Origin of the sequence: Paenibacillus sp. FSL L8-0708 (assembly GCF_038009325.1) — a bacterium.
Taxonomy (GTDB): Bacteria; Bacillota; Bacilli; order Paenibacillales; family Paenibacillaceae; genus Paenibacillus_AQ; species Paenibacillus_AQ odorifer.
Map to the genome: position 1 here is coordinate 743,606 of NZ_JBBPBC010000001.1, position 14,967 is coordinate 758,572.

At 46.3% G+C, this 14,967-nt stretch carries 14 protein-coding genes and 1 pseudogene; 11 read left to right on the forward strand and 4 right to left on the reverse strand.

The window, feature by feature from the left end:
• Positions 1 to 53 precede the first annotated feature (53 nt).
• Entirely contained in the window at positions 54 to 488 is a 435-nt protein-coding gene (locus NYE58_RS03460; protein WP_036676813.1) for a BrxA/BrxB family bacilliredoxin, read from the forward strand.
• Between the two features lie 168 nt (positions 489 to 656).
• Complete coding sequence (nadE, locus tag NYE58_RS03465) at positions 657 to 1,466, forward strand: ammonia-dependent NAD(+) synthetase (protein ID WP_076124401.1); 810 nt, start codon at positions 657 to 659, stop codon at positions 1,464 to 1,466.
• Between the two features lie 95 nt (positions 1,467 to 1,561).
• Here the strand turns inward: nadE and NYE58_RS03470 are convergent, their stop codons facing one another.
• Positions 1,562 to 2,389 carry an alpha/beta hydrolase gene (locus NYE58_RS03470; RefSeq protein ID WP_341001082.1) on the reverse strand — a complete coding sequence of 276 codons (828 nt, stop codon included), beginning with the start codon at positions 2,387 to 2,389 and terminating at the stop codon, positions 1,562 to 1,564.
• Between the two features lie 209 nt (positions 2,390 to 2,598).
• On the opposite strand from NYE58_RS03470, the gene acpS reads away from it, so the two are divergent.
• Positions 2,599 to 2,997, forward strand: a complete 399-nt coding sequence (acpS, locus tag NYE58_RS03475; protein ID WP_076124398.1) for a holo-ACP synthase — start codon at positions 2,599 to 2,601, stop codon at positions 2,995 to 2,997.
• Positions 2,998 to 3,034: 37 nt separating this feature from the next.
• Positions 3,035 to 4,318 (forward strand): A/G-specific adenine glycosylase, encoded by a 1,284-nt coding sequence (gene mutY, locus NYE58_RS03480; RefSeq protein WP_341001084.1) that lies wholly within the window; start codon positions 3,035 to 3,037, stop codon positions 4,316 to 4,318.
• 867 nt (positions 4,319 to 5,185) lie between these two features.
• On the opposite strand, the gene NYE58_RS03485 is transcribed toward mutY, so the two are convergent.
• A complete protein-coding gene (locus tag NYE58_RS03485; RefSeq protein WP_036676820.1) occupies positions 5,186 to 5,794 on the reverse strand; it encodes a superoxide dismutase in 609 nt (202 codons plus the stop codon).
• 482 nt (positions 5,795 to 6,276) lie between these two features.
• Between NYE58_RS03485 and NYE58_RS03490 the strand changes: the two genes are divergently transcribed.
• The 5 genes and pseudogenes from NYE58_RS03490 (at position 6,277) to folE (ending at position 9,747) form a co-directional block, all read left to right on the forward strand.
• Entirely contained in the window at positions 6,277 to 6,696 is a 420-nt protein-coding gene (locus NYE58_RS03490; RefSeq protein ID WP_036676822.1) for a GNAT family N-acetyltransferase, read from the forward strand.
• A gap of 190 nt (positions 6,697 to 6,886) precedes the next feature.
• Positions 6,887 to 7,495, forward strand: a complete 609-nt coding sequence (gene lepB / locus NYE58_RS03495; RefSeq protein ID WP_076101394.1) for a signal peptidase I — start codon at positions 6,887 to 6,889, stop codon at positions 7,493 to 7,495.
• Between the two features lie 35 nt (positions 7,496 to 7,530).
• Positions 7,531 to 8,727 (forward strand): annotated as a pseudogene (gene queG, locus NYE58_RS03500) (tRNA epoxyqueuosine(34) reductase QueG); the annotation flags it as partial.
• Positions 8,728 to 8,856: 129 nt separating this feature from the next.
• Complete coding sequence (locus NYE58_RS03505) at positions 8,857 to 9,108, forward strand: YneF family protein (RefSeq protein ID WP_036676828.1); 252 nt, start codon at positions 8,857 to 8,859, stop codon at positions 9,106 to 9,108.
• Between the two features lie 45 nt (positions 9,109 to 9,153).
• On the forward strand, positions 9,154 to 9,747 hold the full coding sequence (gene folE / locus NYE58_RS03510; RefSeq protein ID WP_036676830.1) for a GTP cyclohydrolase I FolE: 594 nt from the start codon (positions 9,154 to 9,156) through the stop codon (positions 9,745 to 9,747).
• 118 nt (positions 9,748 to 9,865) lie between these two features.
• Here the strand turns inward: folE and NYE58_RS03515 are convergent, their stop codons facing one another.
• Positions 9,866 to 11,044, reverse strand: a complete 1,179-nt coding sequence (locus NYE58_RS03515; RefSeq protein WP_076105973.1) for a Fe-Mn family superoxide dismutase — start codon at positions 11,042 to 11,044, stop codon at positions 9,866 to 9,868.
• Between the two features lie 256 nt (positions 11,045 to 11,300).
• Between NYE58_RS03515 and NYE58_RS03520 the strand changes: the two genes are divergently transcribed.
• On the forward strand, positions 11,301 to 12,677 hold the full coding sequence (locus tag NYE58_RS03520; protein WP_341001086.1) for an MATE family efflux transporter: 1,377 nt from the start codon (positions 11,301 to 11,303) through the stop codon (positions 12,675 to 12,677).
• Here NYE58_RS03520 and NYE58_RS03525 read toward each other — a convergent pair whose 3' ends face one another.
• Positions 12,678 to 13,718, reverse strand: coding sequence for an alpha/beta hydrolase (locus NYE58_RS03525; RefSeq protein ID WP_139329954.1), 1,041 nt, complete (start codon positions 13,716 to 13,718; stop codon positions 12,678 to 12,680). It abuts the gene before it with no gap.
• Between the two features lie 294 nt (positions 13,719 to 14,012).
• Between NYE58_RS03525 and NYE58_RS03530 the strand changes: the two genes are divergently transcribed.
• Positions 14,013 to 14,756 (forward strand): IclR family transcriptional regulator, encoded by a 744-nt coding sequence (locus tag NYE58_RS03530; RefSeq protein ID WP_036676839.1) that lies wholly within the window; start codon positions 14,013 to 14,015, stop codon positions 14,754 to 14,756.
• The last annotated feature ends 211 nt before the right edge of the window (positions 14,757 to 14,967 follow it).

A 14,967-nucleotide genomic window follows, 5' to 3' on the forward strand; every position in this document is an offset into this window, starting at 1 on the left:
CTGCTGTAATATTATCTGACAAACAGTTGAAAAGTGAAGGAGAGTGCAGAGAAATGTCCATGTCTTTTAATCAATATATGAGAGATTCAATTCAGCCTATGCGTGATGACCTGACAAGTATCGGGTTTCAGGAGCTTATGACTCCAGAAGAGGTGGAAGCAACTCTTCCAACCGCAAAAGGAACATCGCTTGTAGTCGTAAATTCGGTCTGTGGTTGTGCTGCTGGACAATGTCGTCCAGGTGTAGCTCAGGCTTTGCAAAATGAAATCACTCCGGATCACTTGTTCACAGTGTTTGCAGGTCAAGAGAAAGAAGCTACTGCTAAAGCACGTGAATATTTTGCTCCTTATCCGCCATCCTCACCTTCCATCGCACTGATGAAGGATGGAGAACTCGTTCACTTTATTGAACGTCATGGTGTAGAAGATCGTTCGGCTGCTGAAATTGCTGCTGAATTGAAAGAAGTCTTCAATCGTTTGTGCCAGTAAAAACAGTTATTCCATATAATCTCGCATCAGCCGGCAAATCGGCTGCATGCGGGATTTTTCAAAATATAAGAGCAATAATGGGATAGAATATGCTTAGAAGCATGAGCTTCGTTTGGGTGGATATTTTGATGGATATGGAACCATTTCTGATGGAACGAGGTGTGTTTGGTGAGTTTACAGAAAGAAATTATTGCTGATCTTGGCGTGAAGCCAACGATTGATGTAGAGGTTGAGGCACGAAAACGGGTTGATTTCTTAAAGTCGTACGTGCTGAACGCAGGGGCTAAAGGATTATTGATCGCCATTAGTGGTGGAGTGGACAGTGCGGTAGCCGCGGGTCTTTGTAAACAGGCTACGGACGAGCTGTCGGCAGAAAAAGGCACAGAGTATATGACGCTTGGCGTATTCCAGCCTTATGGGGTTCAGGAAGATATTCAGCACAGCTACGATGTTGCCAAAGCTTTTAATCTGACTCATACTGTGGAGACCAACATTGAGGAAGCGGTAAATGAAATTGCCCTTGAAGTTGAGCATGGTCTGAAATCAATAGGCCAACACCGCCATATGACGCATCAAGGCAAAGGAAATGTTAAAGCCAGAACACGTATGGTTATGCAATATGCACTCGCTTTTGAGAACAATCTAATTGTAGTAGGAACGGATCATGCTTCTGAAGCGATTACCGGCTTCTACACGAAGTGGGGCGATGGCGCTGTAGATATTACACCACTATCCACACTTAATAAACGTCAGGTACGTCAATTGGCTGCACATATCGGTGTGCCTGCGGATATTGTCACAAAAGCACCTACGGCGGGCTTATGGCCGGGTCAGACGGATGAAACCGAGCTGGGCATTACTTATGACGATAACAGCGACTATCTGGAAGGTAAACAGGTTAACCCTGAAGTAGCTGAGAAGCTTGAGAATTATTACCGGAGAACGGCACATAAGCGTAATGTTATTCCGGGGATTTAGAATAGGTTGAACTAGAAATCGCCACGGGTCTGCGTAGCAGCAGAGCTCGTGGCGGTTTTTGTGAGTTGGATAGCTGGATAGACTAAGAAGAATAATTATTCTGTAAGCGTAAGTGTCTGATCGATAAAATTAGTTGTCGCAGCAATCGCGAACTCTAATTGCGGAGTCGTGCCAGCAAAAGGATGCACAGTGTTGAACGTATGATTACCCTCAGGAACCTGCACCCAGCTAATATCTGGCCGAAGTTTGATGAGATGCTCAGATCCTTGGCGGAGATGTACTCCATCTTGACTGCCTTGAATAAGGACAACTGGGAAGGACGCTTTCTGTATGCGTTCAAGGATGTTATAGCGTTCTTTGTTGTTCTCCATATCTTCTAAAATTACAGCATCCAGCGGCATTTGTTGGCCAGTACGTCCATTAAGGACATAGGTTCTTCCTGTTTCCTTCATCTGCTGCTTTTGTTCTTCCGTCAGCAAATCGAGTTTCGTAACCCCGTTCCAGGAGATTACTCCGCTGATCTCATTGGGATGATCAAGCGTGTAGACCAAACAAATTCCCCCTCCGAGACTGTGGCCGAGAAGGAATAACGGCAGGCTGCCGAATTTCGGGTGTTGACTAAGATAGGACAACAGGATTTCCATGTCCTTCAAGCTGCGGCGATAGGTGTTGCGGGCGAACTTCTCAAGTTCAGTGAAATGCAGCAGATCTTCCCCGATGCCAGCATGAGAGAAGTTAAAAGTAATTACTTCATGCTCTTGGCTGAGAGTTGTGGCTATGTAAGGAAACATTCCCCAATCTTTAAAACCTTTGTAGCCATGGGCTATAACTATAACGCTTTTGGCTTTGCCTTGGGCTGGGAATTGTGAGCAGCGGAGAACAGCTCCGTCTCCGGCAGGTATTTCAAAATTACGATGATTCATAGGGTAATCCCCTCTCCATATATAAAAATGAAGTAAATCAGCTAGTCTATCGTGAAGTCGCTGGATAGTCTTATTAGACTTAGAGCGCATTTTCTTTTAAGATAGCAGAAAGAATCTTGCAGGACTATTACTTTTAATAATACTTCATATGATTGATCATACCATTATTGAAGCAAAATGGGATACACGTCCATAAGGAGCGTGAAGTGTTGATTTACGGAATCGGACATGATGTGTTAGAAATTGAACGAATCTCAGAGGTAATAAATAGAGGACTGGGTAAGAAATTTAACCAGCGGGTCTTAACAGAGCAAGAATATCAACTTGCTGAAGAGCGAAGCGGGAGGTTGGCTGAGTTCGTAGCCGGACGTTTTGCTGCCAAGGAAGCAGTTGTGAAGGCTTTAGGCTGTGGCATCGGCAATGTAGTTGGGTTTCAGGATATTGAGATATTGCCTGATGCTAAAGGAAAACCAGAGGTAACTTTATCGTGTGAAGCTTGGAGCAGACTAGATCTGCCAAATGGACAGAGGTACACCATTCATCTTACGATAACACATGGCCGTGATTTGGCTTCGGCTTTTGCTGTCGTGGAAGGGCCAGGTTCATAAATTGAACCCTGATTATAGAAGGGCAAGGAGCGTTATAATGACACAACAAGATCTACAAGTTCAAGACGGACAGGAGCTGCGGGAGGCTAAGCAATATTTCAGCTATCATTTGCTGGAGTGGTATCAAGGGCAGAAACGGGATTTGCCTTGGCGTCGGCACCGCAATCCTTATTATATTTGGATTTCTGAAATAATGCTGCAGCAGACAAGGGTGGATACGGTAATCCCGTATTTCAATCGGTTTATCGAAAGGTTTCCTACCGTGGAGTCGCTCGCCGATGCACCAGAAGAGGACGTGCTTAAGTGCTGGGAAGGCTTAGGTTATTATTCTCGTGCTCGCAATATACAGCATGCGGCCAAACAGGTCAAAGAGCTGTATGGCGGGCAGGTGCCGAATGATCGCGAGGCTGTGTTCAGTTTAAAGGGAGTGGGACCTTATACGGCAGGGGCTATCCTTAGCATTGCGTTCAATCGGCCGGAGCCAGCGGTCGACGGCAATGTGATGCGGGTGTTGTCCCGATACTTCCTGATAGAGGATGATATCGCCAAGGGACCCACCCGCGTAAAAATGGAGCGCCTGGCAGCTGAACTGATCCCGGAGGGGGAAGCGGCATCTTTTAATCAGGCGCTGATGGAGCTTGGGGCGCTCGTATGCACTCCTAAATCACCGCGCTGTTTAACCTGCCCGGTGATGGAGCATTGCGCCGCGCGCCTGGCGGGCTGCGAGACCTCGCTGCCCGTCAAGACCAAGGCCAAGCCGCCGCGCCCTGAGGAGCGGCTGGCGGCCTTAATCGAGGGCCGCGGTGCCCACGCGGGCCAAGTGCTCATCCGGCAGCGGCCACAAAGCGGGCTGTTAGCCCGCATGTGGGAGCTGCCGCACTGGCCGGCGCCGCCTGTGGAAGGCGGCGCCAAAGGCGCGCGGCTGCCGGAAGTCGCGGCGCTGGACCGGCTGCGCCGGTCACTGCGGGAGGCTGGGATCTCTGCCCGGCCTGAGAAGCACTGGATGGCTGCTGAGCATATCTTCAGCCATATCGTGTGGACGCTGCAGGTGTACCGCTGCAGCGAAGAGGACGCCCTTCCGCTGCCGATAGCGGCAGAAGGACGGGCGGTGTACAACGCGGATGCGGACTTGTTCTCAGGAATCGACAGCAGCATGCCTATCGAGAGATTTGAGGACGGGACCGCTAGTCCAGAGGACGGCGGAGCTGTGCGCTGGATCAGCCGCGAAGACATGGCTAACTATGCGTTCCCTAACGTTTTTCTGAAGCTATTGAACCTTTATTTTGATGAGCAGGAAGAGCGGGCGAAGCTAGAGCAGTAGGGGATTCGCTGTGTTGTGTTGCTAAAGTGCTAAATGTACAAAACCTGAGTTTGATGTATGCACCTAAGTAGGGTCGTATGCACCTAAGTATGGTCAAATGCACCTAAGTATGGTCATATGCGCCTAAGTAGAGTAGTATGCACCTAAGTATGGTCATATGCACCTAAGTAGGGTCGTATGCACCTAAGTAGGATCGTATGCACCTAAGTAGGGTCGTATGCACCTAAGTAGGGTCGTATGCGCCTAAGTAGGGTCGTATGCTTCAGTCTGTTCGTAGCAAATATTTGTTTATTTGGTTCAGATTAGTTCAGTCTTGTTCCAACTAAATTCTTCTGGTGTTCTATGGCTACGAGAGTGGTAAAGATTTAATTGGGGAATTCTTCCCTAAAAATAGGTCGATTTGGCTTGTAATTGATCATTTTAGGGAAAACCTCCTTAATAATTAGGAAAATATCGGTTTTATGCCCAAAACGGATAATTTTTAGGGAGTATTTCCCTAATTACTCGTGTTTATGGAGTATATCGCAGAATTTTAGGGAGTTATTCCCTAATCTATTGCTCAGCGACTCCAAACGCAGATTCTCGTAAGCCGAGTATAGATTTATTGCGATTTATTGCGATCTCTTCCGATTTATTCTCATCTATACCGATCTATTCTGATCTATACCGATCCAGCGCATCCATTTAAGCGACGCAAGCGGCGTGAAATGCGGTGTCTGGGAGGATCTCAACCAATCAATCAGTCAATCTCTGTCTTTATCTTTATCTCTCTATATCTCCAACCTAAACAAAGAAGGTATCCCTTAGCCTATTCGGCTCTGAGATACCTTCTTTTTTAGTTAAATGGCATAAGCCAAATGGAATTTCTTATTTTGCGCTTTCGTAACGTTTGCCAACTTCTTCCCAGTTTACTACGTTCCAGAACGCTTTGATGTAATCAGGGCGTTTGTTTTGGTAGTTCAGGTAGTAAGCGTGCTCCCATACATCCAGTCCGAGGATTGGAGTAGCGCCTTCGCTGATTGGGTTGTCTTGGTTAGGTGTGCTTGTTACTGCCAGTTTGCCATCTTTAACAACTAGCCAAGCCCAGCCGCTGCCGAAACGAGTAGTTGCTGCTGCTGCGAAATCTTCTTTGAATTTTTCGAATCCGCCCAGTTCTTTATCGATAGCTTCAGCCAATGCGCCAGTTGGTGCGCCGCCGCCGTTTGGTCCGATAACTTCCCAGAACAAAGTGTGGTTAGCGTGTCCGCCACCATTGTTGCGAACAGCAGTACGGATAGCTTCAGGTACAGCGTTCAGATCTGTAAGAAGCTCTTCAATGCTTTTGCTTTGCAATTCAGGTGCTTTTTCCAAAGCTGCATTCAGATTAGTTACATATGTGTTATGGTGTCTGTCATGGTGAATTTCCATCGTCAATGCGTCGATGTGTGGTTCGAGTGCGTTGTTCGGATAAGGAAGTGCCGGTAATTGAAATGCCATGGAAAAATCCCTCCTGAGTTATATTAGAATTTTGTTATAGATAAAGAATTCTGGCGAACTAACGTCAAAATCCTTTATTGTAAATATGTACTATAGGGTTTCGCCCAATAGGATACTTTAATTAAACCGTATCTAGACCAATAATGCAACACTAAACAAACATAAATGTTTATAAAGTATAATTGGAGAGGGAAAGGGTTTTACAATTGTATTTAGAATGTTAAAATAAATAGTCCCTAACCTATAGACATATATCCTTATTAATACCCTTTTAATGAAGAAATGAACCCCATCCGAAATGTAAACGTTTGATATTAAGCGCTTTCAAAAGAAAAATGATGATATCACAAGAAAAGTGTGCTTTAATAGATTTAAAAGCAGGTATTCCTCGATATTTGATGCTTTTTTTTATTTTCTCTATGTTAAGGGAACCCCTTCTTTTTGTTAAATTCATAAGCCATAGACAAGGGAGATTTTAAAGAATGCACGTTCGTTCCTTTCAATTAAGCGACGTTAGCCCTGTGACTGATTTGCTGCAAACCGCATTATCGGAAGAGTGTTTCGAGAACACTATCGAGCCTTTCTCCAGGCAGCTTTCTTGGGATTCAGATCTCATTGTAGTTGCGGAAGATGAAGAAGAAATTGTTGGAGCACTGATTGGTACAATTGAGAAAAACCACGGTTGTTATTTCCGGATTGCTGTACATCCTGATTATCGCCGCAGAGGAGTCGGTAGAAGTCTGGTATCAGCTATGGAATCCAGGTTTCAAGCTCGTAAAGTCAGTGGTATCTATGTAGCCGTCGATGAGCATAATTCTTTTGCTTTGCCATTGTATGAAGCTATGGGATATAGCGAGAATCAAATCTTTAAATCTGTCCGGAAGCTGAGCATTGTTGGGTAATTTTGATCACTCAGCTGCGAAAGCGGAAACATTTTCTAGAAAAAAGAACTATAGCTGACGATATAGTCTGTTTCATTCATACTCGAGCGTATTTTCCAGAAGTCCATTGCTAATGGCTGGGAGATATGCTTTTTTATTGTTATAATATCTGCAAGTATAGACTTCAATTATTGAGAACAGAGGTGACATATTGAATCAGGAGCCCCAAGTAGATTACACGAGAAATAGGAAACAAAGACATAGATCCTCCAGATCCAAGACTACCCTGGGCGGTCGTTTGGTCTCGGAAATGAAGGATTGGCTGCTTACAGCTGTGATTGTTTTTGCTGTGATGTCTGTTCTTAATGTTTTTGTGTTCAATATATCAACGGTTAAAGGTCAGTCTATGCAGCCAACGCTCTGGGAGGGTGAGAGGCTCTTCATTAATAAAATTTCATTGCTCTTCGTAAATCCAAAACATGGTGATGTTGTCATTCTTCATGATCCAAGTACCGGACCTAGTCATAAGGAGTATTTAGTGAAGCGAGTGATTGGCATACCTGGAGATATCATAGAGGTACGGAATCATCAGTTATACGTGAATGGAAAAATAGTGAATGAGCCCTATATCGATACTGAGATTGAAGATCCGGATTTTGCAGCGTTAACCGTGGAAAGTGGCAATTATTTTGTAATGGGCGATAACCGTCATGCTTCAGCCAGCAAGGACAGCCGTTACTTCGGCTCTATTTCACAGGATATGATTGTCGGCAGGGCTGATTATATATGGTGGCCTCTGTCAAAACTGAATAGATTATAAGAAAGTCAGCGAAGATATGAAAGGAGAAGGCGGAAATGACCAATACATTTCAGTCATCGTATGCTCCCCCGCCTTCCAAGTGGGCACAGCTTAAAGCAGAGATTCAGGAGGCTGCGACATCACTCGGTATTGATGATATCGGATTTACAACAGCAGAACCTTTTTTATATTTAAAAAATATACTGCAAGACCACCGGGACAAAGGATATGAATCTGGCTTCGAGGAACCCGATCTGGATAAAAGGACAGTTCCAGCATTGTCTTCTGGAGACAAGCCGTTATCTATTATTTCGATTGCAGTGGCTTACCCTTCTAAAATGGAGAACCCTCCTAAATCTGAGCCGGGTGCACGTAGAGGCATCCTCGCCCGGGCATCTTGGGGCAGGGACTATCACCATGTGCTGAGGGAAGCCTTAAGTAAGCTAGAGGAATTTATTCACGAGCGTGTACCGGAGGCTGTGCTGGAAAGTATGGTGGACACTGGTGTTCTAGTAGATAGAGCGGTAGCGGAAAGAGCGGGAATAGGCTTCAGCGGCAAAAACTGTTCTATCATCTCGCCCAAATGGGGATCATGGATTTATCTTGGGGAAATGGTTACGAACATTCCTTTTGCTCCGGATGAACCTGTTGAAGAAGGCTGCGGGGAGTGTACTAAGTGCATTGATGCTTGTCCGACCGGAGCGCTGGTGGGTCCGGGTCAGCTTAACGCACAGGCTTGTATTTCTTTTTTGACGCAGACTAAAGGGTTCCTCAGCGAGGAGTATATGACCAAGATCGGCAATCGTCTATACGGCTGTGATACTTGCCAGATTGTATGTCCCAAGAATAGGGGTAAGAACTGGAATCATCGCCCTCAGATGCAACCTGATCCTGAAATTGTGAAGCCGCTGCTGCTGCCGATCCTTGATCTTAGCAATCGTGAGTTCAAAGAGAAATTCGGCAATAGCTCAGCAGCCTGGAGAGGCAAAAAGCCGATGCAGCGAAATGCGATCATTGCCCTAGGCAATTTTAAGGAAGCCGGGGCTGTGCCAAAGCTATCAGAGATTGTTCTGAAAGAGCCGCGGCCAGAGATGCGGGGCACTGCTGCTTGGGCGCTTGGACGTATTGGCGGTGATGAGGCTCTAGCGGCTGTAGAAGCGGGTTTAGAGCGCGAGGAGGATAGCACGGTGAGGGAAATGCTAAGCCGGGCGCAGGATGTGCTCCTTACTGGGAAGAAGGCACGGGAGGACAGCGATATTAATGGAGGAAAAAGTTCATAGACAGGTTGCATATTGCCAATTGCTGTCCAGTTCCCGAAATGCTATGATAGATTCGCGTGCCATATGGCGATGCAGACAATAGAGTGTAGAGGTGGGCTTTAGATGAGTATCGCATTACCTATTATTACATTGGTCGTAGGTCTCATCGGTGGTTTTTTCATCGGTGTATATTATCTGCGCAAACAAATGACAAACATGCAGAATGATCCTGAAATGCTGCAAAAGGTTGCAAAGCAAATGGGTTATAACCTGAACGGGAAGCAAATGCAGCGTGCCCAGCAAATGATGAAGACTCAGGGACAGCCAGGTGCGCGCCCAGGAGCAGCTAAAGGGAATAAACGTAGAAGTAAGTAACCGGGTCCGGATAACATGTATACGGGTGCGGAAGGGGGAGACATCATGGGGAACATCAAGGAATATGTGAACGGTAAAGTTGCAGAGAACCGTGAGCAAATCGAGTATCACGTTGAGAAAATATTAGAATTAATCGGTGAAGATACCGGCCGCGAGGGACTGCTGGAAACACCGGCACGTGTTACGCGGATGTACGAGGAGATATTCGGCGGTTATTCGATAGATCCCCGCGAGGCGCTCGGCGTTACTTTTGATGAGTCTCATGAAGAGCTAGTGATCGTTAAGGATATCGTCTATTACAGCCAATGTGAACACCACATGGCTCCTTTCTTTGGTAAAGTGCATATAGGATACATTCCGAGCGGACGTATTGCTGGACTCAGCAAATTAGCTCGGCTTGTTGAAGCAGTAAGCCGGCGTCTACAGGTTCAAGAACGCATTACGGCGCAAATTGCTGATATTATGACGGAGGTGCTAGGCCCCCACGGTGTTATGGTTGTTGTGGAGGGAGAACATCTGTGTATGTGTGCACGCGGAGTGAAGAAGCCAGGCAGCAAAACGGTAACTATGGCTACTAGAGGGGTCTTCCGTGAGGATGCCGCCGCTCGTGCGGAGTTTCTAAGCTTGATTAAGGAATAAATATCGGGGTGCATACCTCGAAATTGGAAGGACCCATCGTTCACGTAATGTGAATGATGGGTCCTTTTTGGTCAGGGTGTGGGAATAAGAGTGATGTTCACTGTGAATTGAAATAATATCAAAAAGGCTTCCAGGCCAGTTTACTGGCAGCAGCATAACGTTCTGAGACGTAAGGCCAGTTAACGACCTTCCACCAATCCTCAATATAATCGGCCCGATTATTCTGATGTTTAAGGTAATAGGCATGCTCCCATACATCCAGAGCCAGTAACGGAACCACGTCCCATTGTGACAGGTTCTGATGTTTCTCCGCAGTCAAAATCTCCAGTCTATGACTGCGTGGACTCCAGACGAGAATAGCCCAGCCGCCACCTTCAACCTTATTCGCAGCTTCTGTGAACTGTTTCTTGAAGTTGTCATAGCTGCCAAAGCTTTGTTCAATGGCTTCCAGTAAGGCTCCAGTTGGACGCCCGCCACCTTGTGGAGACATTACGTTCCAGAAGATTGTATGGAGATAGTGGCCTGCCCCATTAAAGGCTAGCTCCCGCTCCCAATGCTTAACGAGATCGAAATCTCCTTTCTTGCGAGCCTCAGCTAGCTTGTTCTCCGCTTTATTTAGTCCATCTACATAACTTTGATGGTGTTTATCGTGATGAATCCGCATGGTTTTCTCATCGATGTATGGTTCCAGCGCATTATAAGCATAAGGCAATGGAGGCAGCGTATGTCCGCCAATTGGCACAGCACTCATTTCACGAATATCAAGGATAGTATCTGTAGAAGGAATAAGTCCCTCATTCCGCGTGACATTGTCCTCTTCTGTTCTTACGACATAGTCGGCTGCTGTATAATCTCTCATAATTTGCGTGAGCTGTCCGGGCGAGCTCAGAGTGTGCAGTACGGCAAGGAAATACTCTGATTCGCGAATAATATGCAGGATCACAGTGGTAGCAAGGGGGACGGCTTTGACGGCTGCGCTACTTTCCATAATGGCAAAAAGCTGCCGAACAAATTCTTGGGATTGGGTACAGGAGATATGCAGCAGCTTTTCTGTTTCCGCAGTGAGTTCAGCCTGACTTGGTGGAGAAGCAGAGAGGGCAGAATTCAATAACTGCTGAGCGGCCATCTCTGTGGCACCGAAGACCACTGCCCATTCATCCAGCAGTTTAACATAGGGTTCCTCCAGGTTAGGTACGATTGCTTTGATAACCTCGGTATGCTCTTTCTCTTGTGTTTTCCAGAATACGATTTCTTCTAAAATACGTACTGGCAGCATCGGCCCGTATACATATAACATTCCAAGAAAACCTCCCGTGATATGTCTTCATCAGTCCATTATATGTGTGCTCATGATAGCTTATGAAGAGCATAAGAACGCGATAATAATATCGTTGACAACCGTTTGATATGGTGAAATAATACAGGAAAATAAAGGAAATGATACCGAAAGGTACAACCTCGCGAAAAGGAGGGTGTACCTTTTTTTTGTCGTGTGGACCGATTAATGAAATCCTATGGGGTAGTAGAAAAACTTTGAGAAATGAGATGAGGGTATGAACAAGCTTGAGAAGAAGCAATTTTATAATCAGCTTTTAAAATTAGCGGTACCGATATCCCTCCAAAGTCTAGTCATGGCGGTGCTGTATTTAGTAGATCAATTGATGGTAGGGCAGCTTGGGGGTGTAGCAATCGCTTCGGTTGGGATGGCTAGTAAAATCTATAGCGTGATTTCAGTGGTACTGGCGGGTCTTGCTACGGGTCTTGCTATATACGCGGCTCAATATTGGGGGAGTAAAGACCGAAAGAGCATCACACCACTACTGGGATTAAGTCTTGGAATTGGCCTGATCTTGTCGGGTTCATTTACGATATTTGTTTTTTTCAACCCTCGGCTATGTCTGTCTATTTTTACAACGGATAAAGAAGTGTTGGAGAATGGGTACATTTTTCTGAAAATCGTTGCCCTCAGTTATATTCCAACGATGTTGACGATGCTCTATTCGGCGGTTCTACGAAGTTCAGGACATGTAAAGTATCCAATGATTGTTAGCATAGCTGCTGTAGGAATGAATATTATTTTAAACTATGCGCTTATTTTTGGGCATTGGGGATTTCCAGAGCTTGGACTTGCAGGTGCGGCATATGCAACGTTAATCTCACGTATAGTCGAAAGTGCCTTGATTGTCGGAGCTGTATATCGTGGAAAGCTGCCGGGTGCCGGAGGTATTAAGGATCTCAGTTCGTTTTCGAAAGCGCTGTGCATACCTTTTTTAAGAACGATAGCGCCTATTGTTTTAACGGAATTGGTTTGGGTCTTAGGGGAGGCTTGTTATTCCGTAATATATAGCCGTATGGGCACAGCGGAGATGACCGCTATGACAGTGACCTTTCCGCTGCAGGGGTTGACGATTGGACTTCTGGCAGGGCTTTCTGGTGCAGCTGGCATTATGGTCGGACATAAGCTGGGAGAAAATAATAATGCAGGTGCTTTTCAGTATGCTCGTTTTTTTGTTCGAATAGGAGTAGGGATTTCATTGCTGCTTGGTGTGCTTATTGCTGTTCTTGCCCCGCTCTACGTCTCAGCCTTTAACTTAACATTGGAAGAACGCCGAATGGCCACTTCCGTTATCTGCTTTTTTGCTCTTTTTTTATGGATAAAGGTGGGCAATATGATGATTGCGGGAGGGATCCTGCAGAGTGGTGGCGATAGTAAATTCGTCTTTATTATGGAAGGCTCGACAACTTGGTTGCTTGGGGTGCCTCTAGGGCTACTGTTGTCATGGGGATGGAAACAGCCTCTTCCCTGGGTATACTTCTTTCTGTCCCTGGAAGAGGCTGTTCGATTGGTTATAGGTTACGTGCGTTTTCGCCGTGGTAAATGGTTGAAGCAACTGACCCATCAGGGGACAGAGGCGGATTGTAGTGCTTAACTAGTTACTTGCCATCGCCGGCTGGTTGCCATTGTAGGTTTTGGCTAGTTGAACATTTCCTAAGAAAGCAGAGACTCGCCGCAAATACTCACGCGGGTGCTCACGGAATAGCAATTCATGATGGCTGCCCTCTACGACCCAGGAATCTGAGAACGGATTGCTTTGGTTCGCGGCCAGCTTTTCGGCAATAGGATAAGGAGCTTTATCATCTTCGGTTCCATGCATGAGTAGAATAGGGAAAGGATAATCTTCGGATTTGACCTTCGCATAAGGAATTTGATTCAGCCCCGTACCGTTCAGAACTGGGAACAGCATTTCCATAATCGCCAGGGAAGGCTGGCGGGGCAGATCAATATTTTGCTTAATATTATGATACAGCGTATCTGGCTCTAACAAAAAGGTGCTGTCCAGAATCATCGCGTCAATGTCCTCTGATACTAATCCTGTTTGCAGTGCTGTGCCTGCTCCCATGGAGAAGCCCCATACCACTAACTCCTCAGCTCCACGTTCCTTAGCAAAATCAATAGCGCCTAGAAGCTGCTGGGATTCTTTTTTACCTCCGGTTGCAATATCCTTGTTGCCTTGGGCAGCAAAGCCGTAATCAAACATCACGACATTGAAATTCAGACTGTGTGCATAGTGAGCGAGATCGTACATAGGTACCCAAGATTCTTCCCGGTTGGCGCCATAGCCATGGCTGAACACGATAGTTTTGGTAGCCCCTTCGGAGGGAATATACCAGCCGCTCATCATCCGACTTCCATCTTTAGCTGGAAACGTCACATCCTCGTATGCGAGACCTTTGGCCTGCATGGGATTGGAATACAGAGGTGCGACCGTTGGATTAGATAATACCCAGGCGATATAGCCATGAAGTGAGACAAAGCAGAAGGCTAAGAAGAAAAAAATAGATAATAGCAGTGCAACGATAATATGCTTCACACGAATCATCCGCAGCGATAGCCGGGACGAACTGCCTTGTTTAGGTAGTTTAGGTCGACGGGAGACGGTTGTGCCGGTTTGGCGAGTTGCCAGATCCATATGGTCCCCTCCTAGAATGATGTGAGTACTAGTGCCTAGAAGAATTTGTAAAAATGATTCTAAAGCATCAGTAGATAATTTAATATGTTAATCGTATGAAAAAGCCCTTACAAAGTCAATGAATTAGACGCTTTTGTAATGTAACTGTAAAGTGCGGCCCAACCTTTTCCGGCACATTTTTGGCACAACTCCGGCGGAGTGAATATACTGGACTTTCCATAGAGTTTTGCACTAAGATAGAGTTAGTTATAATGTAACCGAGTTTCATTTGATGAAACACGAGGGGAGATTGTCATGGAGGACCGAAAGCTTACAGTGCGTGCGGTAGAACGTGCGCTTGATATATTGCTTTGTTTTACGCAGGACAGAGATTTAGGGTTGACGGAGATCGCTTCAAAGATTGATTTACATAAAAGTACCGTCCATCGGCTGCTGGCAACCTTGGAGGAAAAGGGCTTTCTCATTCGTAATCCGGCCACTGAGAAATACAGTTTGGGTATACGAATTTGGGAATTATCTACGCATTTGCCTGCTTTTGATGAGTCAGCCGCGGTATTATTGCCGTCAATGGAACGGCTGCGGGATCGGCTAGGGGAGACTGTTAGTTTATACTTACGCGACGGCATAGAACGTGTGCGGATTCAGGCGGTTCAGAGCCAGCAGGCCATCCGGCGAGTGGCGCAGATCGGTGCGAGATTGCCTTTATCTGTGGGGGCATCAAGCAAAGTGCTGGCAGCCTATGCTCCTCCAGAGGTGCTGAAAGAATTGCTGGAGAGTTCGGGATGGCCGGACTACGTTGAGAAGGATGTCTATCAAGAGCAGCTTAATGACATTATCCGGCTCGGATATGCCACTAGTTTCGAGGAACGCGAGCCCGGTGCGGCCGCGGTGGCGGTGCCTGTTACGGGCCGCAGTGGAAATGTGATTGCGGCGTTATCACTGTCCGGCCCAGTTAGTCGCTTATCCCGAGATACGCTAGTGGAATATGCCGCGGTACTGAAGGAAGCGGCTAGTGAAATGGGCATGATGATTCCTTAATTCGCTGGCTGAGACATACCTTGTTAAACAGCAAAGCAGCGATCTCTCCGTTACTGGAGGATCGCTGCTTTGCTGTTTTTGGGGAGAGATGCTTAGTCGATTGTGGGTAAGTGGCAGGAAACGATGGTGATGGGTAACTGAGGGTAATTGATGAGTGACTGATGGGTAACTGACGGCTGACGACTGATGGGTAATTAACGGCTAACTGATG